General features: G+C 67.1%; 27 protein-coding genes and 1 tRNA gene. 6 read left to right on the top strand and 22 right to left on the bottom strand.

The window, feature by feature from the left end:
- Positions 1 to 69: 69 nt before the first annotated feature.
- Both leuA and ybiB read right to left on the bottom strand, forming a co-directional pair.
- Positions 70 to 1,719 (bottom strand): 2-isopropylmalate synthase, encoded by a 1,650-nt coding sequence (gene leuA / locus MRS60_RS15000; RefSeq protein WP_243564921.1) that lies wholly within the window; start codon positions 1,717 to 1,719, stop codon positions 70 to 72.
- A 381-nt stretch (positions 1,720 to 2,100) separates the two neighbouring features.
- Entirely contained in the window at positions 2,101 to 3,075 is a 975-nt protein-coding gene (gene ybiB, locus MRS60_RS14995) for a DNA-binding protein YbiB (protein ID WP_243564920.1), read from the bottom strand.
- Positions 3,076 to 3,268: 193 nt separating this feature from the next.
- Here ybiB and maiA point away from each other — a divergent pair, with 193 nt between their 5' ends.
- Positions 3,269 to 3,913: a maleylacetoacetate isomerase gene (gene maiA / locus MRS60_RS14990; RefSeq protein ID WP_034179437.1), complete on the top strand. Its 645-nt coding sequence runs from the start codon at positions 3,269 to 3,271 to the stop codon at positions 3,911 to 3,913.
- Between the two features lie 71 nt (positions 3,914 to 3,984).
- On the opposite strand, the gene ftsY is transcribed toward maiA, so the two are convergent.
- Positions 3,985 to 5,139 carry a signal recognition particle-docking protein FtsY gene (gene ftsY, locus MRS60_RS14985; protein WP_105393312.1) on the bottom strand — a complete coding sequence of 385 codons (1,155 nt, stop codon included), beginning with the start codon at positions 5,137 to 5,139 and terminating at the stop codon, positions 3,985 to 3,987.
- 215 nt (positions 5,140 to 5,354) lie between these two features.
- Between ftsY and rsmD the strand changes: the two genes are divergently transcribed.
- The 3 genes from rsmD (at position 5,355) to MRS60_RS14970 (ending at position 6,904) form a co-directional block, all read left to right on the top strand.
- On the top strand, positions 5,355 to 5,969 hold the full coding sequence (gene rsmD, locus MRS60_RS14980) for a 16S rRNA (guanine(966)-N(2))-methyltransferase RsmD (protein ID WP_034179074.1): 615 nt from the start codon (positions 5,355 to 5,357) through the stop codon (positions 5,967 to 5,969).
- Between the two features lie 111 nt (positions 5,970 to 6,080).
- Positions 6,081 to 6,578 (top strand): pantetheine-phosphate adenylyltransferase, encoded by a 498-nt coding sequence (gene coaD / locus MRS60_RS14975; protein WP_031403077.1) that lies wholly within the window; start codon positions 6,081 to 6,083, stop codon positions 6,576 to 6,578.
- Positions 6,579 to 6,637: 59 nt separating this feature from the next.
- Positions 6,638 to 6,904, top strand: coding sequence for a YfhL family 4Fe-4S dicluster ferredoxin (locus MRS60_RS14970; RefSeq protein WP_034179073.1), 267 nt, complete (start codon positions 6,638 to 6,640; stop codon positions 6,902 to 6,904).
- An 81-nt stretch (positions 6,905 to 6,985) separates the two neighbouring features.
- On the opposite strand, the gene hisC is transcribed toward MRS60_RS14970, so the two are convergent.
- The 8 genes from hisC to MRS60_RS14930 form a co-directional block, all read right to left on the bottom strand.
- Complete coding sequence (gene hisC / locus MRS60_RS14965) at positions 6,986 to 8,053, bottom strand: histidinol-phosphate transaminase (RefSeq protein ID WP_243564919.1); 1,068 nt, start codon at positions 8,051 to 8,053, stop codon at positions 6,986 to 6,988.
- A 118-nt stretch (positions 8,054 to 8,171) separates the two neighbouring features.
- Positions 8,172 to 8,771 (bottom strand): aminoacyl-tRNA hydrolase, encoded by a 600-nt coding sequence (gene pth, locus MRS60_RS14960; RefSeq protein ID WP_034179071.1) that lies wholly within the window; start codon positions 8,769 to 8,771, stop codon positions 8,172 to 8,174.
- A 120-nt stretch (positions 8,772 to 8,891) separates the two neighbouring features.
- Positions 8,892 to 9,500: a 50S ribosomal protein L25/general stress protein Ctc gene (locus tag MRS60_RS14955; RefSeq protein ID WP_034179070.1), complete on the bottom strand. Its 609-nt coding sequence runs from the start codon at positions 9,498 to 9,500 to the stop codon at positions 8,892 to 8,894.
- Positions 9,501 to 9,660: 160 nt separating this feature from the next.
- Positions 9,661 to 10,617: a ribose-phosphate pyrophosphokinase gene (locus MRS60_RS14950; RefSeq protein ID WP_034179069.1), complete on the bottom strand. Its 957-nt coding sequence runs from the start codon at positions 10,615 to 10,617 to the stop codon at positions 9,661 to 9,663.
- Between the two features lie 44 nt (positions 10,618 to 10,661).
- Positions 10,662 to 10,738: transfer RNA gene (locus tag MRS60_RS14945), tRNA-Gln, on the bottom strand.
- Positions 10,739 to 10,793: 55 nt separating this feature from the next.
- The gene (gene ispE, locus MRS60_RS14940) at positions 10,794 to 11,675 is read right to left on the bottom strand and encodes a 4-(cytidine 5'-diphospho)-2-C-methyl-D-erythritol kinase (RefSeq protein ID WP_175750332.1); all 882 of its coding nucleotides are present in this window, start codon (positions 11,673 to 11,675) and stop codon (positions 10,794 to 10,796) included.
- 27 nt (positions 11,676 to 11,702) lie between these two features.
- On the bottom strand, positions 11,703 to 12,323 hold the full coding sequence (gene lolB, locus MRS60_RS14935; RefSeq protein WP_175750331.1) for a lipoprotein insertase outer membrane protein LolB: 621 nt from the start codon (positions 12,321 to 12,323) through the stop codon (positions 11,703 to 11,705).
- Entirely contained in the window at positions 12,323 to 14,146 is a 1,824-nt protein-coding gene (locus tag MRS60_RS14930; protein WP_034179066.1) for a tetratricopeptide repeat protein, read from the bottom strand. Before MRS60_RS14930 ends, lolB begins: the two co-directional genes overlap by 1 nt.
- 368 nt (positions 14,147 to 14,514) lie before the next feature.
- Here MRS60_RS14930 and mutM point away from each other — a divergent pair, with 368 nt between their 5' ends.
- On the top strand, positions 14,515 to 15,342 hold the full coding sequence (gene mutM / locus MRS60_RS14925; RefSeq protein ID WP_034179065.1) for a bifunctional DNA-formamidopyrimidine glycosylase/DNA-(apurinic or apyrimidinic site) lyase: 828 nt from the start codon (positions 14,515 to 14,517) through the stop codon (positions 15,340 to 15,342).
- 24 nt (positions 15,343 to 15,366) lie between these two features.
- Positions 15,367 to 16,473, top strand: a complete 1,107-nt coding sequence (gene mutY / locus MRS60_RS14920; RefSeq protein WP_105393309.1) for an A/G-specific adenine glycosylase — start codon at positions 15,367 to 15,369, stop codon at positions 16,471 to 16,473.
- A gap of 99 nt (positions 16,474 to 16,572) precedes the next feature.
- Here mutY and MRS60_RS14915 read toward each other — a convergent pair whose 3' ends face one another.
- The 11 genes from MRS60_RS14915 to kdsD form a co-directional block, all read right to left on the bottom strand.
- The gene (locus MRS60_RS14915) at positions 16,573 to 17,208 is read right to left on the bottom strand and encodes an LON peptidase substrate-binding domain-containing protein (RefSeq protein WP_034179063.1); all 636 of its coding nucleotides are present in this window, start codon (positions 17,206 to 17,208) and stop codon (positions 16,573 to 16,575) included.
- Positions 17,209 to 17,235: 27 nt separating this feature from the next.
- On the bottom strand, positions 17,236 to 18,144 hold the full coding sequence (rapZ, locus tag MRS60_RS14910) for an RNase adapter RapZ (RefSeq protein ID WP_034179062.1): 909 nt from the start codon (positions 18,142 to 18,144) through the stop codon (positions 17,236 to 17,238).
- Between the two features lie 75 nt (positions 18,145 to 18,219).
- On the bottom strand, positions 18,220 to 19,188 hold the full coding sequence (hprK, locus tag MRS60_RS14905; protein ID WP_006483133.1) for an HPr(Ser) kinase/phosphatase: 969 nt from the start codon (positions 19,186 to 19,188) through the stop codon (positions 18,220 to 18,222).
- Positions 19,189 to 19,317: 129 nt separating this feature from the next.
- Entirely contained in the window at positions 19,318 to 19,830 is a 513-nt protein-coding gene (locus MRS60_RS14900; protein ID WP_034195643.1) for a PTS sugar transporter subunit IIA, read from the bottom strand.
- Positions 19,831 to 20,026: 196 nt separating this feature from the next.
- Positions 20,027 to 20,386, bottom strand: a complete 360-nt coding sequence (gene hpf / locus MRS60_RS14895) for a ribosome hibernation-promoting factor, HPF/YfiA family (protein WP_006477786.1) — start codon at positions 20,384 to 20,386, stop codon at positions 20,027 to 20,029.
- A gap of 159 nt (positions 20,387 to 20,545) precedes the next feature.
- Positions 20,546 to 22,054, bottom strand: a complete 1,509-nt coding sequence (locus MRS60_RS14890) for an RNA polymerase factor sigma-54 (protein ID WP_217590808.1) — start codon at positions 22,052 to 22,054, stop codon at positions 20,546 to 20,548.
- Positions 22,055 to 22,214: 160 nt separating this feature from the next.
- Positions 22,215 to 22,991: an LPS export ABC transporter ATP-binding protein gene (lptB, locus tag MRS60_RS14885; RefSeq protein WP_034179059.1), complete on the bottom strand. Its 777-nt coding sequence runs from the start codon at positions 22,989 to 22,991 to the stop codon at positions 22,215 to 22,217.
- Entirely contained in the window at positions 22,988 to 23,653 is a 666-nt protein-coding gene (gene lptA, locus MRS60_RS14880; protein WP_034179058.1) for a lipopolysaccharide transport periplasmic protein LptA, read from the bottom strand. The genes lptB and lptA overlap by 4 nt, the downstream gene beginning before the upstream one ends.
- Positions 23,654 to 23,673: 20 nt before the next feature.
- Positions 23,674 to 24,288 (bottom strand): LPS export ABC transporter periplasmic protein LptC, encoded by a 615-nt coding sequence (gene lptC, locus MRS60_RS14875; protein ID WP_034179057.1) that lies wholly within the window; start codon positions 24,286 to 24,288, stop codon positions 23,674 to 23,676.
- Between the two features lie 3 nt (positions 24,289 to 24,291).
- Entirely contained in the window at positions 24,292 to 24,828 is a 537-nt protein-coding gene (locus tag MRS60_RS14870) for a KdsC family phosphatase (RefSeq protein WP_034179056.1), read from the bottom strand.
- On the bottom strand, positions 24,828 to 25,811 hold the full coding sequence (kdsD, locus tag MRS60_RS14865; RefSeq protein ID WP_105393307.1) for an arabinose 5-phosphate isomerase KdsD: 984 nt from the start codon (positions 25,809 to 25,811) through the stop codon (positions 24,828 to 24,830). The genes MRS60_RS14870 and kdsD overlap by 1 nt, the downstream gene beginning before the upstream one ends.
- Positions 25,812 to 25,840: the final 29 nt, after the last annotated feature.

The following is a 25,840-nucleotide window of genomic DNA, read 5'->3' as shown; positions in this document are numbered from 1 at the left end:
CCCGTGCGGCGCGGATCGCGCGGCGCACGGGCGGTCACGCCCTGCTCGCTGACTGTCGAACCCTGAGCGTCAGGCCGCCGCGCGGCGGTCCGTGCAATGCCATGCCGAACGGTTGATTGCGCTGACGATTGCGTCGAGCGCGGCGCTTGCCGCATCCGCGTGCAGGCCGACGCCGTGCCGCAGCGGCACATCGCCGACCCGGCAGCCGACCGATACCACGATCCGGCCGTCAGTCGTGCGTGCGTGTTCGCACGACGCGATGTCGATCGCGGTGCCGGCTGCCGCCGCGAATGCCGCGGCCAAATGTCGCACGGCGTCTTCGGGCGTCGCGTCGGCCGCTGCCGGCGCTGCCGCGATCTCGCGGTTCTGCCAGCGCGCACCGCTGCCATGGCGCGCGGCCGGCCCGTCGGTCTCGAAGAATTCGCGGGCGAACAGCGCGCAGATCGCGTCGCCCGTCACTTCCTCGCCGGACGCGTCGGCGAGCGTCTGCACCGCATGGCTGAATTCGATCTGCACGCGGCGCGTCGGCGTGAAGCCCATCCCGCGTTCGAGCAGGAACGTCGCGCCGCCCTTGCCGGACTGGCTGTTCACGCGGATCACCGCATCGTAGCTGCGGCCGAGGTCGGCCGGGTCGATCGGCAGGTACGGCACTTCCCAGACCGCATCGGGGCGCTGCTGCGCGAAACCCTTGCGGATCGCGTCCTGGTGCGAGCCCGAGAATGCGGTGAACACGAGGTCGCCCGCATACGGATGGCGCGGATGCACGGGAATCTGGTTGCAGCGTTCGACGACGCGGCGCACCGCGTCGATGTCGGAGAAGTCGAGGCCCGGGTCGACGCCCTGCGTGTAGAGGTTCAGTGCGAGCGTGACGAGATCGACGTTGCCGGTGCGCTCGCCGTTGCCGAACAGGCAGCCTTCGATGCGGTCGGCGCCCGCGAGCAGCGCGAGCTCGGCCGCCGCGACCGCGGTGCCGCGATCGTTGTGCGGATGCACGGACAGCACGATGCTGTCGCGATACGCGAGGTTGCGGTCCATCCATTCGATCTGGTCGGCGAACACGTTCGGGCTCGCGGCCTCGACGGTGGCCGGCAGGTTGACGATCATCTTGTGGTCGCGGGTCGGCCGCCAGGTTTGCGCGACCGCATCGCAGATCTCGCGCGCGAACGTCAGCTCGGTCATGCTGAAGGTTTCCGGCGAGTACTGGAAGGTCCAGTGCGTGTCGGGGCGCGCGGCGGCGTGCTCCTTGATGATGCGCGTGCCGTCGACCGCGAGTGCCTTCACGTCGTTCTTCGACATCCCGAACACGATGCGGCGGAACGACGGGCAGACCGCGTTGTACAGGTGCACGATCGCGCGCGGCACGCCTTCGAGCGCGTCGAACGTGCGGGCGATCAGGTCTTCGCGCGACTGCACGAGCACCTCGATCGTCACGTCGTCGGGAATCCGCTGGTCGTCGATCAGCTTGCGGACGAAATCGAAGTCGGTTTGCGACGCCGACGGAAAACCGACTTCGATCTCCTTGAAACCGATCGCGACCAGCATCTCGAAGAACTCGAGCTTCTGCTCGATGCTCATCGGCTCGATCAGCGACTGGTTGCCGTCGCGCAGGTCGGTGCTCATCCAGACGGGCGCGCGCTCGATGGTGCGGGTCGGCCAGCGGCGGCCATTGATGCGGACGGGCTCGAACGGACGGTACTTGTCTTGCGGATTGCGCTTCATCTTCTGGACCTCGGGTCTCAAGTCGCGAGCGAAGACGGGCGGCAGGGGCGACGGTTGGCGCTGCCTCGCACCGCGGCGCGCGAAATGCGCTGCGGATGCGGATGATCTTCGCGAATCGACCGACGGATAGACGGACGAATGCTGACGACTTCGGGTTGTAAAAACTGCGAGAGGGGTACGGCGAGGAACTGCTGGGAGGGACCGTGCGGACAGCACACGGCGCTACGACAGCCTTAGGCTAGTCGTAGCGATAGCGGCCGCGCTAGGCGGCCGGAGGTAATTCGGAGGGTGTTCGGAAAGGAACGCATGACGGCAACTCTATGCCAGGATGCGGGCGCGTGTCAAATCGTCGGGGGCGCGGGGCGGGTCGTTGCCGCGCCGTCAGCGCGTGGTGCGGGCGATCTGCACGATCGTCGCGACTTGCCGCGCGACCGTGTCGGGCACCGGCACCTCGCCGCGCAACACGGCGTCCGTCCACGCGGCCGTCGTCGCCGCATCGCGCGATTCGGGCAGCGCGACGGGCGGCGTATCGGTCGACGAACGTTCGGCCTCGATCAGCGTGTCGCATACACCGTCGTGCAGCCAGTCGACCTGCACCTGGCGCCGCGTATCGGCGACGGCCTCGCCCTCGGTGCCGCGCGCGAGCAGCGCGCCGCCGAGCGCGGCGTCCGGATGGTCGCGGAACAATTGCGCGAGGCTGTCGCGGTACGGCGGATGCGTGTAGTTGACGAGCCGCAGGCCGGCCGGCGCGAACGGCTGCAGGATCTTCACGAGCGTGTGCGTCGAGTTGCGCACGCCGAGCACGCTGCGCATCGACAGCAGGTGCGCGATGCGCGGCGCCAGCGCTTCGATCGGCGCGAACGCGACGCGGCGCTCGGCGAGCATGTCCTCGATCGCATCGTGCGACGTCGACGGCGCGAGCGACAGCGCCGAGAAGATCTCCGCGCTCGTCACGCGGCCCGGGTCGCGCTCGACGCCGTGCACGAGCACCGGCACGCCTTCGCGCGCGAGCAGCAGCGCGAGCAGCGGCACGAGGTTCGGCTGCTTGCGCGCGCCGTTGTAGCTCGGGATCGACACGGGGCGGAACGCGGCGTCCTGCACGTGCACGGGCTCGAACGACGCCTGCGCGGCGGCGAGCATCGCGGCCAGCTCGTCGGACGTTTCGCCCTTCAGCCGATAGGCGATCAGGATCGCGCCGAGTTCGACGTCCGACACACGCGCGTCGAGCATCGCGCGATAGAGCTCGAACGTGTCCTCGGCGGACAGTGCGCGCGCGCCGTGCGGGCCGCGGCCGATCTCCTTGATGAAGCGGGCGCAACGGAACGGAACGGCGGCAGGATCGTGGGAAGCGGTCATCGGGACGTGGGGCGGGCGGCCGGCATCGGGCCGCGCGGTGAGCGTAAGGAATGCCCCGAGTATCGCACGGGTGCGGCCGGCGCAAGCGCGGCCGCGCATCGCGTCGCGCTACACTCCGGGTACCGGCGGCGGGCGCGCCGGCTGCGCCGCGCCTGTGCCGTTGCCGGCCGAATACGACTACGAGAGACATCCCATGAAGCTCTACAGCTATTTCCGCAGTTCTGCGTCGTACCGCGTGCGGATCGCCCTGAACCTGAAGCAGCTGCCGTTCGACTATGTCCCCGTGCACATGCTGCGCAACGGCGGCGAGCAACTGAAGGACGAGTACCGTGCACTGAATCCGGATGCGGTCGTGCCGACGCTGATCGACGGCGACGCGACGCTGCAGCAGTCGCTCGCGATCATCGAATATCTCGAAGAAACCCATCCCGAGCCCGCGCTGCTGCCGAAGCAGCCGGTCGACCGCGCGTACGTGCGCGCGGTCGCGCTGCAGATCGCGTGCGAAATCCATCCGCTCGACAACCTGCGCGTGCTGAAGTACCTGAAGCACACGCTGCAGGTACCCGAAGAGGCGAAGAACGCGTGGTACCGGCACTGGATCGAGGCGGGCTTCGAAACGCTCGAGACGCGCCTCGCGAACGATCCGCGCACCGGCAAGCTGTGCTTCGGCGACACGCCGACGCTCGCCGACCTGTGCCTCGTGCCGCAGGTGTTCAACGCGAACCGCTTCTCGATCGACACGACGCGTTATCCGACGATTCAACGGATCGTCGACCATGCATCGACGCTCGACGCGTTCAAGGCCGCCGAGCCCGGCGCGCAACCCGACGCCGAATGAGCGCGGCGCGCCGCGGGCGCGCATGAAAAAGGGCGCCCGAAGGCGCCCTGGGCGATGCGGGCCGGCGGCGTTCAGCCGAGCAGCGCGTCCGCGAATTCCACGGCGCTGAACGGCTGCAGGTCCTCGACCTTCTCGCCGACGCCGATGAAGTAGACGGGCACCGGGCGCTGCCGCGCGATCGCGGCGAGAATCCCGCCCTTCGCGGTGCCGTCGAGCTTCGTGACGATGAGGCCCGTGAGGCCGAGCGCGTCGTCGAATGCCTTCACCTGCGTGAGCGCGTTCTGGCCGGTGTTCGCGTCGATCACCAGCAGCACTTCGTGCGGCGAGCCGTCGTGCGCCTTCGAGATCACGCGCTTCACCTTCTTCAGCTCTTCCATCAGGTGGAGCTGCGTCGGCAGGCGGCCGGCCGTGTCGGCCATCATCACGTCGATCTTGCGTGCGCGCGCGGCGCTGACCGCGTCGAAGATCACCGCGGCCGGATCGCCGCTTTCCTGCTGCACGACCGTCACGTTGTTGCGCTCGCCCCAGACCGCCAGCTGTTCGCGCGCGGCCGCACGGAACGTGTCGCCCGCGGCCAGCAGCACCGACTGGTCGAAGCTCTGCAGATGCTTCGCGAGCTTGCCGATGCTGGTGGTCTTGCCCGCGCCGTTCACGCCGGTGATCATCATCACGAGCGGCTGCGCGCGGCCGAGCATCAGCGATTTCTCGAGCGGCTTCAGCAGCTCGACGAGCAGGTCGTGCAGCGCACCCTTCACCTGCTGCGGGTCGGTCAGGCGGCCGGTGCGTACCTTTTCGCGCAGCGCGTCGAGCAGGTACTCGGTCGCGTCGACGCCCGCGTCGGACATCAGCAGCGCGGTTTCGAGTTCCTCGTACAGATCCTCGTCGATCTTCGTGTTGACGAATACGCCGGTGATGCTGTTGCCCGTTTTCGCGAGCCCCGTTTTCAGGCGCGCAAGCCACGATTTCTTCGCGGATGCGTCCTGCAGCGGCGGCGGGACGATCTCGACCGTCTCGACGACTTCGTCGCGGCCGTCGTTGGTCGGCGTGACCGTCATCACGACGGCCGGCGCGGCCGGTTGCACGGGCGCCTGCGGCACGTCGGCCGCGGGCGGAGCCTCGAGCACGGGCGCATCGGACGGCTCGTCCGTTTGCTGCGCGTCGGCCGATTGCGATTCCGCGGGATCGGGCTCCTGCGTTTTCTTGAATCGTTTGAAGAAGCTGAACATGGTCTGACGTCGGGAAGAGGGGGGCCGCCGCCAGAAGCGGGGCGCCGGACGGGCCGTTCTGCGTTCGCGCGGGCGCGGCGCACGGCGGCCGAAACCGTGCATTTTATCAGTGCGGCGTGGCGCTCGCGTCAGTGCGCGTCGCCGCTGTGGTAACGTGCGCCTGTTTGGCGGTGCGCCCTGGCGCGCGCCCGGTCCCTCCGTTGCCTATATTCCGTATGTCCCGTTCCTCTCCCGGCCGCCCGGCGGCCCCTCCTGGCCGCGGCAAGCCGCACACGATCCGCATCATCGGCGGCGACTGGAAACGCACTCCGCTCGCGGTGCTCGATCTCGACGGCCTGCGGCCGACGCCCGATCGCGTGCGCGAGACGCTGTTCAACTGGCTCGGCCAGGATCTCGAAGGCCGGCGCTGCCTCGACCTGTTCGCGGGCACCGGCGCGCTCGGCTTCGAGGCCGCGTCGCGCGGCGCGGCGAGCGTCGTGATGGTCGAACGCCATCCGCGCGCCGCGCAGCAACTGCGTGCGATCAAGGACAAGCTCGGCGCCCGCACGGTCGAAGTCGCCGAAGCCGATGCGTTGCGGCTCGCGGCCGGGCTCACGCCGGGCGCGTTCGACGTCGTGTTTCTCGATCCGCCGTTCGGCGATCCGGCCGCGCTGGAGCGCGCGATCGCGCTGTCGGCGCCGCTCGTCGCGGCGGACGGTGCGCTTTACGTCGAGACGGGGGCTGAACTCGATCCGGCCGCACACGACGCGCTCGCGGGCTGGCAGGTCGTGAAGCACGGCAAGGCCGGTGCGGTTCACTATCATTTGCTGCGGCGCGAAAATGATGAATAATGCGCGTTCCATACGAGGCGGCGCGCCGCAAAGGCGACGCATGCTCATCTCGGCAGTGGCGTGCGCATCGCACCGCTGCCATCCCGTTTGCGTGATGACAGGAGGAGCGACATGGTAGTCGCCGTGTATCCCGGTACGTTCGATCCGCTGACGCGCGGGCACGAAGACCTCGTGCGGCGTGCGTCGAGCATTTTTGATACGCTGGTGGTCGGTGTCGCCGACAGTCGCGCGAAAAAGCCGTTCTTCTCGCTCGAAGAACGTCTGACGATTGCGAACGAGGTGCTCGGCCATTATCCGAACGTGAAGGTGATGAGTTTCACCGGTCTCCTGAAGGACTTTGTCCGCACCAACAACGCACGCGTGATCGTGCGCGGCCTGCGCGCCGTGTCCGATTTCGAATATGAGTTCCAGATGGCGGGGATGAACCGCTACCTGCTGCCCGACGTCGAGACGATGTTCATGACGCCGTCCGATCAGTACCAGTTCATCTCGGGAACGATCGTGCGCGAAATCGCGCAGTTGGGCGGCGATGTCAGCAAGTTCGTGTTCCCGTCCGTCGAGAAATGGCTGACCGAGAAAGTCGCCGCGATGGGAGGCCCTGCCGCGTGACGCGGCGCCGGCCGGTTTCGTTGCGAAGCCGGCCGCCGGCCTGAAGAAGTGAGATCAGTATGGCTTTGATGATTACCGACGAGTGCATCAATTGCGACGTGTGCGAGCCCGAGTGCCCGAACGGCGCGATTTCGATGGGCCCGGATATCTACGTGATCGACCCGAACAAGTGCACCGAGTGCGTCGGCCATTTCGACGAACCGCAGTGCCAGCAGGTGTGTCCGGTCGAATGCATTCCGCGCGATCCGCAGCATGACGAATCGCACGCGCAATTGATGGAGAAGTATCACGCGTTGATCGCCGGGAAGGGCGACGACGCGTCGTGACCCTGCGGTGACGCGCGCGCTTTGGTTTATCGGCGCACGCGTCACGCGTCCCGAGCGGCGCCGTCCGGCGCCGGTTCTTCGTTAGGCAAGCAGCTCGCGCAGCGCCGCGACGAGCGCATCGCATTCGGCGTCGGTGCCGACGGTGATGCGCAGATGCTGGTCGATCCGCGGCAGCCGGAAGTGCCGCACGAAAATTTCCCGTTCCTTCAGCTTTGCCGCGATCGCGCCCGCATCGTGCGCGGGATGGCGCGCGAACACGAAATTCGCGGCCGACGGCACGACGTCGAAGCCGAGCGCGTCGAGCGCGTGCGTGAGCCGCGTCCGGCTGTCGATCACGCGCCGGCAGGTCGCGTCGAAATAGTCGGTGTCCTCGTACGCGGCCTGCGCGGCGACCTGAGCGAGCCGGTCGAGCGGATAGGAGTTGAAGCTGTCCTTCACGCGGTTCAGCGCGTCGATCAGTGCCGCATCGCCGAACGCGAAGCCGACGCGCATGCCCGCGAGCGAGCGCGCCTTCGACGTCGTGTGCACGACCAGCAGGTTCGGATGGCGGTCGATCAGCGTAATCGCGGACTGCGCGCCGAAATCGACATAGGCCTCGTCGATCACGACGACCGACGACGGATTCGCGGCCGCGATCCGCTCGACGTCCGCGAGCGGCAGCGCGCGCCCGGTCGGCGCATTCGGGTTCGGAAACAGTACGCCGCCGGCGTCGTCGAGATAGTCGTCGACGCGGATCGAGAAGTCGTCCGCGAGCGGCACGACCGTGGTCTGTACGCCGTACAGGCGAGCGTAGGTCGGATAGAAGCTGTACGTGATGTCGGGAAACCGCAGCGGCCGGTCGTGCTTCAGCAGCGCCTGGAACGTGTGCGCGAGCACCTCGTCGGAGCCGTTGCCGACGAACACCTGGTCGGGCTTGATGCGGTGATGGGCCGCGACCGTCTCGCGCAGCGCGCGCGCGACCGGATCCGGATAGCGGCGCAGCGTGTCGCCGGTCTCGCCGAGTTCGCGTGCGATCGCCGCGACGACGCGCGGCGACGGCGGATAGGGATTCTCGTTGGTGTTCAGCTTGACGGGGTGCGCGAGCGCGGGCTGCTCGCCCGGCACGTAAGGCACGAGTTGCTGAACGACGTCGCTCCAGTAACGGCTCACCGCTTGGCTCCTGTCGGGCAAAACGACGAGATTACCGCATGTGCGCGTCAAGGTGGGGAGGGCGGTGCCGCCCGGCGACGCCGGACGGCCCGATGCACCGGGCCGGTGCGATGCGCGGTCAGTTGCGATGCAGCTGCATCGTCGCGCGGTCGAGTTCGCCCTTGACGACCATCGGCATCACGGCGAGCGCGCGTTCGATCGACGCGTCGATCACGTCCTGTTCCTCGCGGCGCGGCGGCTTCAGCACGAAGTTCGCGACGTCGGGCTTCGCGCCGGCGCGCGCGCTTTCCGGAATCAGGTCGCGCGGATGGCCGATGCCGATCCGCAGCCGCCAGTAATGCTGCGTCGACAGGTGTGCGGAGATGTCCTTGAGGCCGTTGTGGCCGCCGCTGCCGCCGCCGAGCTTCAGCTTCACGGTGCCGGGCGGCAGGTCGAGCTCGTCGTGCGCGACGAGAATCTGGTCGGGCAGGATCTTGAAGAATTGCGCGAGCGCGACGACCGACTGGCCGGAGCGGTTCATGTAGGTCTGCGGCTCGAGCAGGTGCACTTCCTCGCCGTGCAGGCGTGCTTTCGCGTAGAAGCCGTGGAAGCGGCGCTCGTCGCGCAGCGTCGTGCCTGCCTCGCGGGCGAGCTGGTCGATCAGCCAGAAGCCGGCGTTGTGGCGCGTCGCGGTGTATTCCGCCCCGGGATTGCCGAGGCCGACGATCAGTTTGATCATGACGTTTCGAAGGCGGCGGCTGCCGCCTGGGCGCAGAAAAAGAAAAACCCGCCGGGCAAGCCGCGGCGGGTTGCGTCGACCGTTTCGTGAAACGGATCGATCGGGCGCGGAGGCAGCCGCTTAGGCAGCCGGCGTTTCGCCTTCGCCTGCTGCGTCCGACACGGCACCAGCCGGGACCGTCGCCGATGCGACAACCGGGTTTTCCGCATCGATGTGCGCGACCAGCGCGACGCCCTTCGGCAGCGCGATGTCCTTCGCGTGCAGCGACTGACCGGCTTCGATCTTCGACAGGTCGACTTCGAGGAACTCCGGCAGCGCAGCCGGCAGGCACTCGATTTCGATTTCCGTCGCGACGTGCGACACGACCGCGCTCGACAGCTTCACGGCCGGGCTGACTTCGGCGTTCAGGAAGTGCAGCGGCACCTTCGTGTGCAGCTTCTTCTTCGCGTCAACGCGCTGGAAGTCCACGTGCAGCACCAGTTGCTTGAACGGGTGGTATTGCACGTCGCGCAGCAGAACCTGCTGCGACTGGCCGGCCACTTCGAGGTCGAGGATCGACGAGTGGAAGGCTTCCTTCTTCAGGGCGTGCCACAGGGCGTTGTGATCGAGTTCGATCTTTTGCGGGGCTGCTTCGCCACCGTAAACGATGCCCGTGGTCTTACCGGCGTTGCGCAGGCGGCGGCTCGCACCCGTACCTTGCTGTTGGCGCTCGAAAGCGACGACTTTCATGTGATTCTCCAATGGCTGCCCGCGACCAGGCAGTAAAACGGGGCCGTCAAACGGCGGCCCCCGATGAAACGGCGGGGTTTCGTCTATCCCGTCCGATTGTGCAAAAAGCGAAGCGTTGCCGCTTCGCTTTCTGCGCATGCTTTCTTGTGTCGACTCGCGATCAGGATTCCGCGAACAGCGACATCACCGAATCGCCGCGGCGGATCCGCGAGAACGTCTCGGCCAGCAGGCTCGCGCTCGTCAGCGAGCGGATCTTCGAGCACGCCAGCGATTCGGCCGACAGCGGGATCGTATCGGTGACGACCAGCTCGTCGAGTGCCGATGCGGCGATGCGGTCGGCGGCGCCGCCCGACAGCACGGGGTGCGTCGCGTACGCGAACACCTGCTTCGCACCGCGGTCCTTCAGCACTTGCGCGGCCTTGCAGAGCGTGCCGGCCGTATCGACCATGTCGTCCATGATCACGCAGGTGCGGCCTTCGACTTCACCGATGATGTTCATCACTTCGGCGACGTTCGCCTTCGGACGACGCTTGTCGATGATCGCGAGATCGCAGTTGAGCTGCTTCGCGAGTGCCCGGGCACGCACCACGCCGCCGACGTCCGGCGACACGACGAGCAGATCCGAGTAGTTCTGCTTGCGCAGGTCGCCCAGCAGGATCGGCGTTGCGTAGATGTTGTCGACCGGGATGTCGAAGAAGCCTTGAATCTGGTCGGCGTGCAGATCCATCGTGATGATCCGCTCGACGCCGGCGATTTCCAGCATGTTCGCGACGACCTTCGCCGAGATCGCGACGCGCGCCGAACGCGGGCGGCGATCCTGACGGGCGTAGCCGAAGTAGGGGATGGCTGCAGTGATCCGGCCGGCCGATGCGCGCTTGAGCGCGTCGACCATGATCATCAGTTCCATCAGGTTGTCGTTCGCCGGCGCGCACGTGGATTGCAGGACGAAGACGTCCTTGCCACGCACGTTTTCCTGGATCTCGACCTGGATCTCGCCGTCGGAGAAACGGCTGACCATTGCTTTGCCGAGGGGAATTCCAAGAATGTTGACGACTTCCTGGGCGAGCGCGGGATTCGCGTTGCCAGTAAAAACCATCAGGCCGTCATGGCTGCTCATCGTGCACCTGCTTCAGGCTTAGGCGGGAAATGCGGGAAAATTTTTGGCAGGGGAGGAAGGACTCGAACCCTCGCATGCCGGAATCAAAATCCGGTGCCTTGACCAACTTGGCGACTCCCCTACACTTAACTGATAACTTCACCGGACTCGTGTAGGCCATCCGGCAAAGTAAAACTTCATGACGCGAAAGCGAAGAGCGGATGCTCGTTCAGGCTCTCGGCAACTGCGCCGTTCCAACTGGCGGGCAGCTTGGCTTTCGCCGCTTCTGCCTCGTGTTTGCTGCGAAACGCTGCAAACACGCTTGCTCCGGAGCCGGTCATCCTCGCGGGGGTCACATCATACAACCATTTGACCACCTGCGCAACTTCCGCGTACTTACTTGTCACAACTTGCTGCATATCGTTCCGGCCGAAGCTGTCTGGCCATCCCGCATCGCTGTTTTGCTGTGCAAGAAAGTCAGCAATTGTGACGGGCTTCGAATCTCTTGTCAACAACTCATCTGAAAATATTTCAGCGGTCGGGACATGAACGCGTGGCGTCACAACCAAGAACCAGCGAGTCGGTAATTCTACCTCAGCTAATTCTTCTCCGATACCCTCTGCGAACGCATTTTTTCCAAAAATAAAAAACGGGACGTCTGCGCCGAGTTTCACCGCGAGCGACTGAAGCTCCGTGCGCGGCAGGTCGAGTTGCCACAGGCGGTTCAGCGCGAGCAGCGTCGTTGCCGCGTCGGAGCTGCCGCCGCCGAGGCCGGCGCCCATCGGCAGGCACTTGTCGATCTCGATGTCGACGCCGAGTGCGGTGCCAGTGTGCGCCTTCAGCAGGTTGGCCGCGCGCACGACGAGATCGCTTTCCTCGGGCACGCCGGGCACGTCGGTGACACGCGCGACGCGGCCGTCGTCGCGCAGCGTGAAGTGCAGCGTGTCCCCCCAGTTCAGCAGCTGGAACACGCTCTGCAGATCGTGATAGCCGTTCGGGCGGCGGCCGGTGATGTGCAGGAACAGGTTGAGTTTCGCGGGCGCAAGGCAGTTGCGCAGCGAGCGGGTCGAATCGGTCATGCGTATGTCGAGGCTAGGCGCACGTGCTCACTGATCGAGCACGAGCTTGATGTCGAGCGGCGGCGTCGCGCGCACGAGGTTGACGCGTTTGACGCCCGTGGCCGGGGCGTCCGCGTAGGCAAGGTAGTCGATCGTCCAGCCGTCCTGGCGGATCTGCTTGACGTGCGTGTCGTCGGCCGGATCGCGTACCGTCTCCGCGGGCGTCGCGGGCGCGGGCGTCGGCAGCAGCCAGTAGCGCAGGCCCGCGAGCGGCAGTGCGAAGCCGAGCGTTCGCTGCATCAGGTCGCCGACGTCCGTCGCATATTGCGTCGGTCGGTTAGGCAACTCGAGCGACGCCGCCTGCGGCGTCGATTTCACGACCGCGAGCGTCTGGCCGAGCGGGCTGCGCAGCTCGAGCGACACGTCGTTGCCGTGCTCCTGCCAGTCGAAGTTGCCGTACACGTTCTGCTGCCTGCCGAGACGGTCGTCGTACTGCACCGCGAAGCGGCCATGGTAAGCGTGCGTCGCGGCGGTCTGCAGCACCGTGCCCGTCGGCGCGCTTGCCGACGGCGGCGTGCTCGCGCAGCCGGCGAGCGCGAGCGCGGCGCCGGCCGCGGCCAGCGTGCGCTGCGCGCGGGAGGACAGGGAAAGCATCGGGAACATCTGCATCAGAGGCCGTTGATCTGCAGGCGCTTCAGCGTCTGCACGAGCGTTTCGTTGTCGGGCTCGAGCTTCTGCGCGGCACGCCACGCGGAACGCGCGTCGTCCTGTGCGCCGCTCTTCCACAGCACTTCGCCGAGGTGAGCACCGATTTCGGCGTTCGGCTGCAGTTCGTACGCGTGCCGCAGGACCTTCGTAGCGCCGGCCGTGTCGCCCATCCGGTACTTCACCCAGCCGAGGCTGTCCATGATGTAGGCATCGTTCGGCGCGAGCGTCATCGCCTTGTCGATCAGCTTGCTGGCTTCGGGCAGGCGCTGGTTGCGGTCGGCAAGCGAATAGCCGAGCGCGTTGTACGCCTGCGGGTTGTCGGGCTGCGTGCGGATCAGCTCGCGCAGCTGCTGTTCCATCGTCGTGTAGTGGCCGGTCTTTTCGGCCGCCATCGCGTAGTCGTAGCGCAGGTCGGGATCGTCCGGGAAGTCCTGGACCGCCTGCCCGAGCCGTGCCTCGGCTTCCGGATAGCGCTTCGCGGTGAACAGGATCGACGCGTCGGTGCGCGCGACCACGGCCGCGTCGCGCGGATCCGTGATCGGCAGGTCGTCGAGCACCTTGCGCGCCTCGTCGGTCTTGCCCTGTTTCTGCAGCAGTTGCGCGCGCGTGATCTGCGCGGGGAGATAGTGCTGGCTCGTCTGGTCGACCTTGTCGAGCCATTGCGACGCCTGTGCATCGTTGTTCTGGTCGATCGCGATCTGCGCGAGGTAGATGTAGCCCTGGCCGACGTCGAGGTTCTGCTGCTTGTCGCCGAGCTGCACGTACTGCTTCAGGTAGGCGGTCGCTTCGTCGAGTTTCTTCTGCTGAATCTTGATCAGCGCGAGCGCCATCAGCGGCGTCGGATCCTTCGAGTCGAGCTTGCGCATCGTCTCGAACTGCTTCTGCGCGTCGTCGAGGCGATCGTCGGCGAGATAGAGCTGCGACAGCGCGAGCCGCGCGTCGCGCGACTTCGGATTCTGCTGAACATATTTCTCGAACGACGCGATGCCCGCCGCGCGTTCCGCCGGCCCCATCTGCGACAGCATCAGCGCCGCCGGCAGGTAGTCGGGACGGAGCTGCAGCGCTCGCTTCAGCGATTGCGCGGCGCCGTCCTTGTCGTCGACCGCGAGCTGCTGCCGCGCGATCGCGAGCTGCGCCTCGGGCCGGTTCATGTCGTTTTTCAGCATGTCCTTCAGCACCGCGAGGCCGCCGACGCGATCGGAGCCGCGCACGAGCAGCGCCTGCAGCGCGAGGATCGCGGGCCCGCGCGTCTCGCCGGTTGCGCGGGCCAGCTCGCGCGCGAGCATCGGCTGCGCGTCGGCCGGCTTGCCGGCGAGCACCAGCAGCGCGGCGTCGACCTGCGATGCCCGGTTCGAATCCGGTGCGTACTGGCGCCACAGGTTCGCGGCGGACAGCGCGTCGGCCGGGCTCTGTGCACCGAGCGCGATCTCGGTCGCACGCTGCGCCATGCGCGGATCGCGCGTGTCGCGGGCGAGCGCGAGGTAGGTCTGGTACGCCGGCGCCGGCTGGTTGCGCTGGAGCGCGACCTCGGCGGCGAGCACCTGGTAGACGATCTGGCTCGTCAGCGGGACACCGGGGAGATTCTTCTGCTCATCCGGCATGACATGCTCGAACGCGCCCTGCGGCTCCGCGTCGTCCGATGCCGGATCCTGCGCGTGAGCCGGGAAGGCGGTGAGGGTCCAGGCGGCAAACAGCGCGGCGCCGAGTGCACGACGGACCGGGAAGGCGCGCGCGCCGCGCGCGGCGGCGGGGCGCTTCTGAAGCAGCTTCGAGGGCAGAGTCATGGAAATCCGTTCGATGTTTCAACCGATTGTAACGCGCTCGCTACAATACACGCACGATCGTGATAGGGTCCGTTTGCATATGGAACGCACATGCGAATGCCCGAAATCGCCCGCATAGCAAGAAGCGAGGAGCGCCGTTTGGCGAGCCAAACAAGCGACGAGCGACGCCGCTATGCGGGCGATTTCGGGCATTCCCGTGACATGAATTTTTTAATTTGGGGTTGCCACGAGAACGGCCGCTCGCCGCGTTGCGCTCCTTGCGAATACGTCCAGTATTCGCGGCGTCGCGCGCCTCGCGAGCGGCCGTTCTCGTGGCAACGCATGCGCGTTCCATATGCAAACAGACCCTAGCCTCAGACCCGTATAACATGCCAGAGTTGCCAGAAGTCGAAGTCACGCGCCGGGGCATCGAGCCCTTTGTCGCGGGCCGCCGCGTCGAGCGTGTCGACGTCCGTACCGCGATGCTGCGCTGGCCCGTGCCGGCGGGGCTCGCCGAGCAATTGCGCGCGCGCGAGGTGCTCGCCGTCGAGCGCCGCGGCAAATACCTGCTGTTCGAGGTCGACGCGGGCTGGTTCATCGTCCATCTCGGCATGACGGGCACGCTGCGCGTGCTGCCCGCGGCCGGCGTGCCGGTCGCCGCGAAGCACGATCACATCGACTGGATCTTCGACGAATTCGTACTGCGGTTCCGCGATCCGCGCCGCTTCGGCGCCGTGCTGTGGCACCCGCGCGAAGCGGGCGACGTGCATGCGCATCCGCTTCTCGCGAGCCTCGGCGTCGAGCCGTTCTCGCCGGCGTTTACCGGTGCGCTGCTGCATGCGCGCACGCGCGGCCGCACGGTGTCGGTGAAGCAGGCGCTGCTCGCGGGCGACATGGTCGTCGGCGTCGGCAACATCTATGCGTCGGAGAGCCTGTTTCGCGCCGGCATCCGGCCCACGACGGCCGCCGGCAAGGTGTCGCTGCCGCGCTACGAGCGGCTGGCCGACGCGGTGCGCGCGACGCTCGCCGATGCGATCGAGCGCGGCGGCAGCACGCTGCGCGATTTTGTCGGCAGCAACGGCGAAAGCGGCTATTTCCAGCTCGACTGCTTCGTCTACGACCGTGCCGGCCAGCCTTGCCGCGTATGCGGCACGCCGATCCGCCAGATCGTGCAGGGCCAGCGGTCGACCTATTTCTGTGCGACCTGCCAGCGTTGAAACCTCTTTCCGCGATTAGATAACTTGAAGCCGCCCCGCATCGCCCCCGCTCCGTTCCCCGTCACGCCGCTGCACCGCACGTTCGCCACGCGCCTGATCGCGTGGCAGCGCGAGCACGGCCGCCACGACCTGCCGTGGCAGAACACCCGCGATCCGTACCGGATCTGGTTGTCGGAAATCATGCTGCAGCAGACCCAGGTGTCGACCGTCATCCCGTATTACGCGCGCTTTCTCGAACGCTGCCCCGACGTCGCCGCGCTCGCGGCCGCGCCGGTCGACGACGTGATGGCGCTGTGGGCGGGGCTCGGCTACTACTCGCGCGCGCGCAACCTGCACCGCTGCGCGCAGGTCGTCGTCGCCGAGCACGGCGGCGCGTTTCCGGCGACGCCCGACGCGCTGGCCGAACTGCCGGGCATCGGCCGCTCGACGGCCGCGGCGATTGCGTCGTTTGCGTACGGCGCGCGCGCGACGATCCTCGACGGCAACGTGAAGCGCGTGCTCGCGCGGGTGTTCGGCGTCGAGGGTTTTCCGGGCGAGAAGCGCGTCGAGAACGACATGTGGGCGCTCGCCGAATCGTTGTTGCCCGACGCCGCGAATGCGGCGGACGTGAGCGCCTATACGCAGGGGCTGATGGATCTCGGCGCGACGCTGTGCGTGCGCGGCAAGCCCGATTGCGCGCGTTGCCCGTTCGCGGGCGACTGCGTCGCGCAATCGACGGGCCGGCAGCGCGAACTGCCGGCCGCGCGGCCGAAGAAGGCCGTGCCGACACGCAAGACCTGGATGCTCGTGCTGCGCGACGGCGACGCCGTGCTGCTCGAGCGGCGGCCGCCGGCCGGCATCTGGGGCGGCTTGTGGTGCCTGCCGCAAGCCGACGGCGACGCGGCGCTCGCGGAACTTGCGCAGGGCTTCGGCGGCGGCGGCCCGGTGCCGCTTGCGCCGTTCACGCATACGTTCACGCATTTCCGGCTCGAGATCGAGCCGCGGCTGAGCGACATGGCGGACGGCGGCGGCCTGCCGTCGCAGGCACGGGACGCGGAAACCGCGTGGGTGCCGCTGAGCCGGCTCGATGCGTACGGCGTGCCGGCGCCCGTGCGCAAGCTGCTCGATGCACTGAGCGGGCCGCTGCTGTAACGAAGGGGAAAGGGCGCGGCGCGGGCCGCGCGCTCGAGAAAAGAAAACGCCGGGCCGCCCCGGGTTTTCCGCACCGAAGGAAGCCCCGTCCGGAGGCGCCTACAGCCAGCCGTGCCGGTCGAGCACGTGATGCACCGCGTCGATGCGTGCGCCGACGTCCGGAAATTCCATCAGCTTTTGCCGCGCGCGCAGGTCGAGCGGCAGCAGTTCCGCGAGGCGGTTCGACACCCAGCTCGGATCGTCGAGACGGAACGGTTCGCCGAACGGCAGCTTGCCCGGCTCGGATTTCTTCAGCGCGTCGATGATGCGCTCCAGCACCTCGGCGCACGAGCCGAACTGCGCGAGCGCCTGCTCGCCTTCGAGCGGGATGTCGTCGGGCAGCGGCTCCGCGATGCCGACCAGCAGACCGTTGCCTTCGACGCGATACGACAGCAGTTCGAAACGCTGCGTGCCGACCGCCTGCAGATACAGCATCCCGAATTCGCCGGTATCGCACTCGGTGATGCGCGCCATGCAGCCGATGGTTTCGGGCACCGACACGGCGCCGTCCTGTGCGACTTCGGGCCCGCTCTTCAGCAGGCACACGCCGAACGGTGCGTTGTCGCGCAGGCACGCGCGGGACATGTCGAGGTAGCGTGCCTCGAACACCTTGAGCGGGAGCAGGCCTCCCGGAAACAGCACCGTGTGCAGCGGAAACAGCGGCAGGTCGATCAGGGTGGTCGATAGGGAGGACATGGCGCGCTGACGAAGGGGCGGGTGTCGCTAGGGTCGGTCGACCTCGGAGACGAGCCGCGACGACGCGTCGACATCCACTGGCGCGTCACGATGCCGCACGATCACGTTCGCCTCGTGCGCGAGGCGCGCGGCGAGCGTTTCCGCGATGAACACCGAGCGATGCTGGCCGCCGGTGCAGCCGATGGCGACGGTCAGGTAGCTGCGGTTGTCATCGCGGAAGTGCGGCAGCCATTTCAACAGGAACGCATGGATGTCGTCGATCATCTGGTGGACGATCGGCAGTGCGTCGAGAAAGGCGATGACCGGCTGGTCGAGCCCGGTGAGCGGGCGCAACTCGTGGTCGTAGTACGGATTCGGCAGCGCGCGCACGTCGAACATCAGGTCGGCGTCGAGCGGTACGCCGCGCTTGAAGCCGAACGACTCGAACATCACCATCAGGTCGTTGTTCTTCTGCTCGATGAAGCGCTTGACCCACGTGCGCAGCACGTTCGCGCGCAGCGTGCTCGTATCGATCTGGTGGCCGAACTCGGCGAGCGGCGCGACGAGGTCGCGTTCGCGCTCGATCGCTTCCTCGAGCGACGACAGCAGGCCGACGTCCGCATCGTGCGACAGCGAGCCGGACAACGGATGGCGGCGGCGCGTTTCGGAGAAGCGCTGGATCAGCGCCTGGGTGCTTGCGTTGAGGAACAGCACGCGCACGTCGTGATCGCGCGACAGCTCGCGGATCAGGCCGGGCATTTCGTCGAGCGATGCGCTCGAGCGCGCGTCGATCGCGACCGCGAGCCGGCGCTGGCCGTCCTGGGCGAGGTAGCGGGCGAGTTCGGGGAGCACATGCGGCGGCAGGTTGTCGACGCAGTAATAGCCTGCGTCTTCGAGCGCGTTCAGCGCGACGGATTTGCCTGAGCCGGAGATGCCGGTGATAAGGACGATGCGCATGGGAAGCAGAGAATCCTGACGTTTCATCATAGCACCGGCTCGACGCGTCGGCGTTGCGCAGCCGGCGCGTGCGGGTTACACCAGTTTGCCGGGGAACTGACTGTCGGGATCTTGCATCGCGAGTCGTTGCCGATCCATGAAATCGCGCAACGTGTCGATTCCGCGCAACTGCAGGATCGTGTTCCGGACGGCGGCCTCGACGAGCACCGCAAGGTTGCGGCCGGCCGCAACCTGGATCGTGACCTTGCTGATCGGCAAACCGAGCACGTCGACGGTCTGGCTTTCGAGCGGCAGGCGCTGGAATTCGCCGTCGGGGCGCCGCACGAGCTGGACGATCAGCTTCAGCTTCATTTTCCGCCGCACGGCGGTTTCGCCGAAGATCGTCTTGATGTCGAGCAGGCCGAGGCCGCGCACTTCGAGCAGGTTTTGCAGCAGCGGCGGGCAGCGCCCTTCGACGAAATCGGGGCCAAGGCGGACGAAGTCGACCGCGTCGTCGGCGACGAGACCGTGGCCGCGGCTGATCAGTTCGAGGCCGAGCTCGCTTTTGCCGAGGCCCGAATCGCCGGTCAGCAGCACGCCCATCCCGAGGATGTCGAGGAATACGCCGTGCAGCGTCGCGCGCGGCGCGAGGATGCGGGACATGTAGAGCCGCAGGCTGTCGATCACCGCGGCGGCCGACATCGGCGTCGTGAACAGCGGGGTCGACGAGCGCGTGCAGCGCAGCACGAGTTCGGGCGGCGCCGCGGCGCCGCCGGCGACGACGAGGAACGGCGGTTCGAGCGCGATCAGCTCGGCCATGTGGCGCGAGCGGTCTTCGTCGGTCTGGCGCTGGTAGTAGTCGATTTCGGCTTCGCCGAGCACCTGGATCCGGTTCGGGTGGATCAGGTTCAGGTGGCCGACGAGGTCGGCGCTCGACGTCGCGTTGCCGACCGTGTCGGCCGAAAAGCCGCGCTCCCAGCCTTCATGCCCCGTGAGCCAGCTCAGTTTCAGCGTGGCCGCGTTGTCGTCGAAGATGCTCTGGGCGTTGATGCTGGACGTATCCATGACTCTCGTCACTCCAATGAGCCGGTGCATGCGCGCGGCGACGGTCGTCGCCATGCCGGGCCGGCGCCGGGCGGCCCTGGACGGCGGCGCGTGCCGCCTCGTGAGGGAAAATATTCCGCCCGGATCAACTCAAGGTTGCCACTGAGTGAGCAGGCGATGCAACTCGGCGATATCCGTTTCGTTGTGCAGACGCTCGCGCGCGTCGCGATCGGACAGCAGTTGCGCGATTTCCGACAGGATTTCGAGGTGCTGCTGGGTGGCTTGCTCGGGGACGAGCAGGAAAATCAGGAGGCCGACCGGCTGGCCGTCGGGCGCTTCGAACGGGATCGCATCGGCGAGCCGGACGAACGCGGCGAGCGGGTGCTTGAGACCCTTGATGCGCCCGTGCGGAATCGCGACGCCTTCGCCGAGCCCGGTCGAGCCGAGGCGCTCGCGCGCGAACAGGTTGTCCGTGACGGTGCTGCGGGCGATGCCGTTCTGATTCTCGAACATCAGCCCGGCTTGTTCGAACACGCGTTTCTTGCTGGTGACCGAGAGGTCGATGACGACGTTCTCTATGGGCAGGATTTTGGCTAGGCGATTCATGTTGGCAGGCGATTGGGCGGCCTGGGGTCTCCTTGCGGCGGCAGACTGATTTTCCATGTTCGGCGATATCAAGGCATCTGGTATCGGCAACCTGCAACGCAGCTACCGCACCCAACGCCCCCCGGCGATAACCGGGACATTATAGAGCACAGCCGCGTGCGTGGCGCAGCATGGACGGACCGGTCGCACCACGGGCGCGGAGTCGCAAAAAAAACGCCCGGCGAACCGGGCGGCGTGCGTGTTGCGGTGACGGTTATTGCGGCGGCAGTTCGATCTGGTCGATCGACGGTTGAAGCTTGATCGGGTCGTGCGCGTGCGTTTGCAGGCGCTCCATGTGCTTGACGACCTGGCGATCCAGCTTGTCGATCAGCAGATCGATCGCGGCGTACAGGTTGCCGTTCGCGCTTTCGACGAAGATGTCCTTGCCCTTCAGGTGCAGATTGATTTCCGCGCGCTGCTGCTTGTCCTTTTCCTTGTGGTTGTCGACCGAGAGGATCACAGTGCCATCGATCACCTGATCGCTATGCCGTAGCACCCTGTCCAGCTTGGTGATCACGTATTCGCGAATTGCAGGCGTGACTTCGAGATGATGTCCACTGATCTTCAGGTTCATAGTGCTTCTCCAAGCGAGTGACCACCCGGCCGCATCGAGGCGGCGCTCCGGTCGACTTGCCCGTACCGCACGGAGGCGGTGTATTGCGGACAGGTCGCCCGGCCTGTTCCCCGTGTGCGCGGTGGCCGGAACACGCCTGCCGCCGGGCAGGCAGCAGGCCTAAAGAGACTTGCGCAGATTCACTGCCGGGATCTTGAGGGCTTCGCGATATTTGGCAACCGTGCGGCGCGCGACCACGAAACCCTGTTCTGCCAGCAGCTCGGCAATGCGGCTGTCCGAAAGTGGCGATTTTGGGTCTTCAGCTCCTATCAGTTGCTTGATGAGGGCTCGGATGGCGGTCGACGAGGCGGCGCCACCGGTGTCGGTCGAAACGTGAGATCCGAAGAAGTACTTAAATTCAAGCGTCCCGAACGGGGTCAGCATGTACTTCCCGGTTGTCACACGGCTGACAGTCGACTCGTGTAGGCCCAGCGTATCAGCTATTTCCCGCAAAACCAAGGGGCGCATGGCAATTTCGCCATGTGCAAAGAAATTCTTTTGACGCTCGACAATAGCCTGCGCGACACGCAGGATCGTGTCGAAACGCTGCTGGATGTTCTTGATCAGCCAGCGTGCTTCCTGAAGCTGCTGTTTCAGCGAACCGGTCGACGGATCGCCGCGGCTGTTGCGCAGGATGTTCGCGTAGAGGTTGTTGATCCGCAGGCGCGGCACGACCTCCGGATTGAGCTCCGCGAGCCATCCCTGGCCGGCCTTCTTCACGATGATGTCGGGCACGACGTAGTCGGCCTCGGCCTTGCCGTACGCGGCGCCGGGGAACGGCTCGAGCGAGCGGATCAGCGCGTGCGCGTCGCGCAGCGCGTCGTCGCTCGCCTTCAGGTGCTTGCGCAATCGCGTGAAGTCGCGTGCGGCGAGCAGCTCCAGATGCTGCGACACGATCTCGAGCGCGAGCGTGCGCGTCGGGGACGGATCGAGGCGCAGCAGCTGCAGCTTCAGGCATTCGGAGGCCGAGCGGGCGCCGACCCCGGCCGGGTCGAAGCTGTGCAGCAGCGCGAGCGCCGCGTTCAGTTCGTCGCAGTCGATCTCCAGCTCGGGCGGCAGGTCGGCGAGCACTTCGTCGAGCGTGGCGGTCAGGTAGCCGTCGTCGTCGAGCGATTCGATCAGGAACATCACGAGCGCACGATCGCGCGGGCTGGCCTGCGTGACGCGCAACTGCGCGGACAGGTGGTCGCGCAGCGACGTCGCGGCTTCCTGCACCTGCAGCGGCGGGAGGTCGTCGTCGTCGGACGCGCCGCTCGAGCGGCCGAATTCGTCGAGATTCCATTGCGGGCCGTCGTTGCCGTCGCCGGACGCGTAACCGTCGTATTCGTCCGCGCCGGCCGGCTCGTCGCGCTCCGCGCGATCGCCTGACGTGCTGCTGCTGCTGTTTGCCGGGGCCGGCTCGGTATTCTGGCTGGAAGGTGTCTGCGCGATCAGCGATCCGTCCGCCGCGACGCGCAGCGGGCTCACGATCCATTCGTCGTCGTTCTCGAGCAGCGGGTTCTGCGCGACGGCCATCGCGACTTCCTGCTGCAATTCGAGCGTCGACAACTGCAGGAGCCGGATCGACTGCTGTAGCTGGGGCGTCAGCGCCAGATGTTGCGACAGGCGGAGTTGGAGGCTGGCTTTCATGGCAAGGAGGGAGTCATACCGGCAGTTTGCCACGACCCAGGCGCGTTGAGCCATCCGCGATTACGCGCGGCGCGCCGCCCGGCCGCGGGCATGGCCGCGAAGCGGGGCGCGGCCCCGCGCGGCGATGCCGGGCGGGGTGCAGCCAGCCACGAGGAGGAAGTTACATGCGGAAGTGTTCGCCGAGATACACGCGGCGCACGCTTTCGTTTTCGATGATGTCGCTCGGCGCGCCGGCGGCGAGTACCGAGCCGTCGCTGATGATATAGGCGTGATCGCAGATGCCGAGCGTTTCGCGGACGTTGTGATCGGTAATCAGCACGCCGATGTTGCGCTGCTTCAGGAACTTGACGATCTTCTGGATCTCGAGCACCGCGATCGGGTCGACGCCGGCGAACGGTTCGTCGAGCAGGATGAAGTTCGGGTTGGTCGCGAGCGCGCGCGCGATTTCGACCCGGCGTCGTTCGCCGCCCGACAGCGACAGCGCCGGGTTCTCGCGCAGGTGGCCGATCTGCAGCTCGTCGAGCAGCGCTTCGCTGCGCGACGAGATCGCGTCCTTCGACAGCCGCTTGCCGTCTTCGCCGTATTGCAGCTCGAGCACCGCGCGGATGTTTTCCTCGACGGTCAGCTTGCGGAACACGGACGCTTCCTGCGGCAGGTACGACAGGCCGAGCGACGCGCGCTTGTGGATCGGCAGCAGGCTGATCGAGCTGCCGTTCAGCGAGATCTCGCCCGCGTCGAGCGGCACGAGGCCGACGATCATGTAGAACGACGTGGTCTTGCCGGCGCCGTTCGGGCCGAGCAGGCCGACGACTTCGCCGCTCTTCACGTCGAGCGACACGTCCTTGACGACCGTGCGCGAGCCGTAGCGCTTCTTCAGGTTGCGGACGACGAGCGAGCTCGTGGTGCCGGCCGGCTGGCGGTTCGGTAGCGCGTTCATTGGCCCGGCGCTCCCTGGATCGTGGTCGACGGCGACAGCTTCGCCGGCGCGCCGGTCAGCGGCGCGGGGCCGCCGTTCTTCGGCGACAGCATCGCGCGCACGCGGCCGTTCGGGTTGCCGGGCGCGGCGATGTCCTTGCCGCCCTTCGCGGTGTAGAAGTCGCGCTGGCCGTCGTACGTGATCACGCTGCCGTGCACGGTGTCGGCGATGGTCGACGTGCCCTGCAGGCGGCGCACGGTTGCGGCGGTCGTCAGCGTGGTCAGGTCCTGCTTGCCGTCGTAGTCGATGCGCTCGGCGTCGCCGTCGATGTATTCGTCGAGGCCTTCGCGCTTCTGGCGGAACGTCGCGTGCTTCTTGCCGCTGCCGAACGACGTCGCGTACTGATAGCCTTCCGGATCCTGGCGCACTTCGACGCGATCGCCCTTGATGATGATCGTGCCCTTCGTGATCACGACGTTGCCGGTCGCGACCGTGACCTGCTTCAGGTCGTCATAGGTCAGGTTGTCGGCCTCGACGTTGATCGGTTTGTTCTGGTCGGCCTTCTCGGCATGGGCGAGCGGCGCCAGCCCGATCAACGGGAGCGCCACGAGCGTCGCGGCGAGCGCGGCGCGGACGGCGCGCGCAGCGCCGCCGGAAATCTGTCGAGGGAACGGTTCGTTCATGCAGTCACGTGAGGGAAGCGTCACTTGGGTTGACCTTTCGAGCCGCCGGACGTGTCCGCCGCGGCGATCGTGCCGCGCACGTTGCCGTAAAGCTCGATGACCCGGGTGACGTTGTTGTACTTCATGCCGTCGGTCGCGTTGACGAGCGACAGGCCGCGCTGAAGTTTAACCGGCTTTTCGGTCTGGATCACATCGTCATTGACGAAGATCCGGAAATGCTGGGAATCGGCCTGCATTTGCGGATCGCCGCCGCCGGCCGCGCGCAGGATGCGCGCGTCGTCGTACAAATCGACGATCGACACGTCGCCGTTGACGGTGCCGCGCTTCGCGGTGGTCGTCACGACCGGCTTGCCGGGCTGGAATGCGCGCATGGCCGGATCGGTCAGGTCGCTGTTTTCGGTGTCTTCGTAATGGACCAGCTTCGCGGCCGTCAGCCGGTACTGGGTCGTGCCGGACTGGTCGAGCTCGGTGACCGAGAAGTTGTCCGCGAAATAGTCGGGCGTATGGCGCTTCGGCTGCGCGGTGCCCTCGCCGGGCGGCGGCAGCGTCGCCTGCAGTAACCACCACGTGATGCCCGCGAGCGCGGCGACCGCGGCGAGCGGCAGCAACTGGGTCCAGCGGAAATGCGTATTCATCCGTCAGGCTCCGCAGGCTGCTGCGAGCAGCGCGTCATAGCGTCGCTGCGCGCGCAGGATCGCGTCGCAGACTTCGCGCACGGCGCCGTGGCCGCCGCGGGCCTCGGCCACCCAGTGCGCACGGGCGATCACGTCGGGGTGCGCGTTCGCGGGCGCGGCCGCGAAGCCGCAGCGCAGCATCACCGGCAGGTCGGGCCAGTCGTCGCCCATGTAGCCGCACGCGTCGGCGGTGAGGCCGAGCGATGCGATCAGGTCGGCGAACACCGAGAGCTTGTTCTCGGCGCCCTGGAACAGGTGCGCGATCTTCATTTCCTTCGCGCGCGCCGCGACGATCTCCGAGCGGCGGCCCGTGATGATCGCGGTCGCGATGCCGGCTTCGCCGAGCAGCTTCACGCCGTGGCCGTCGAGCGAGTTGAACGACTTCATCGCGTCGCCGGCCGCGGTAAACAGCAGGCCGCCGTCGGTCAGCACGCCGTCGACGTCGAAAATCATCAGCTTCACGCGGCTCGCGCGTTCGGCCGCAGTCAGCGCTGCGCTCATCAGATCACCTTCTTCGAAAACAGGTCGTGCATGTTCAGCGCGCCGATCAGCGCGCCGTCGGCATCGACCACCAGCATCTGGTTGATCCGGTGGCGCTCCATCAGTTCCACGGCCTCGACCGCCAGGTGATCCGGCCCGATCGTGCGCGGGTTGCGCGTCATCACGTCGGTGATCGGCAGCGTGCGGAAGTCGCCGTCGCGCGCGAGCACGCGGCGCAGGTCGCCGTCCGTGAAGATGCCCGCGACCTTGCCGTCGGCGTCGACCACGGCCGTCATGCCCAGGCGCTTCGCGGTGATCTGGAACAGCGCGTCCGACAGCGTCGCGTCGAGCTCGACCGACGGGACGTCGTCGCCCGAGCGCATCACGTCGCGCACGTAGGTGAGCAGGCGCCGGCCGAGCGCGCCGCCCGGGTGCGAGCGTGCGAAATCTTCCGAACCGAAGCCGCGTGCGTCGAGCACCGCGACGGCGAGCGCGTCGCCGAGCGCGAGCGCGGCGGTCGTGCTCGCGGTGGGCGCGAGGTTCAGCGGGCACGCTTCCTTCGAGACCGCGGCGTTCAGGTTCACGTCGGCGAGCGTGCCGAGGCTCGACTCCGCGCGGCCCGTGATCGCGATCAGCTTCGCGCCGATCCGCTTGACGAGCGGCAGGATCGCGACGAGTTCTTCCGATTCGCCGGAATAGGAGATGCCGATGAAGACGTCGTCGGAGGTGACCATCCCGAGGTCGCCGTGGCTGGCCTCGGCAGGATGGACGAAGAAGGCCGGCGTGCCGGTGCTGGCCAGCGTGGCCGCGATCTTGCGGGCAATGTGCCCCGATTTGCCGATGCCGGACACCACCACGCGGCCGCGGCAGCCGAGCAGCAGCGCGACGGCCTGGACGAAGCCGCCGTCGAGCTGGTCGCGCAGCGCGCGCACGGCGTCCGCCTCGATGTCGAGCACGTCGCGGGCGAGCGCGAGCGCCCGATCATCATTGATTTTCGCTATCATGCGCGGAGTATAGCAAAGGCGTTTGTTCG

The organism is Burkholderia pyrrocinia (genome assembly GCF_022809715.1).
Lineage (GTDB): Bacteria > Pseudomonadota > Gammaproteobacteria > Burkholderiales > Burkholderiaceae > Burkholderia > Burkholderia pyrrocinia_C.
The sequence above is the reverse complement of the archived record's forward strand: the minus strand, read 5'-3'. Positions and strand labels throughout refer to the sequence as shown.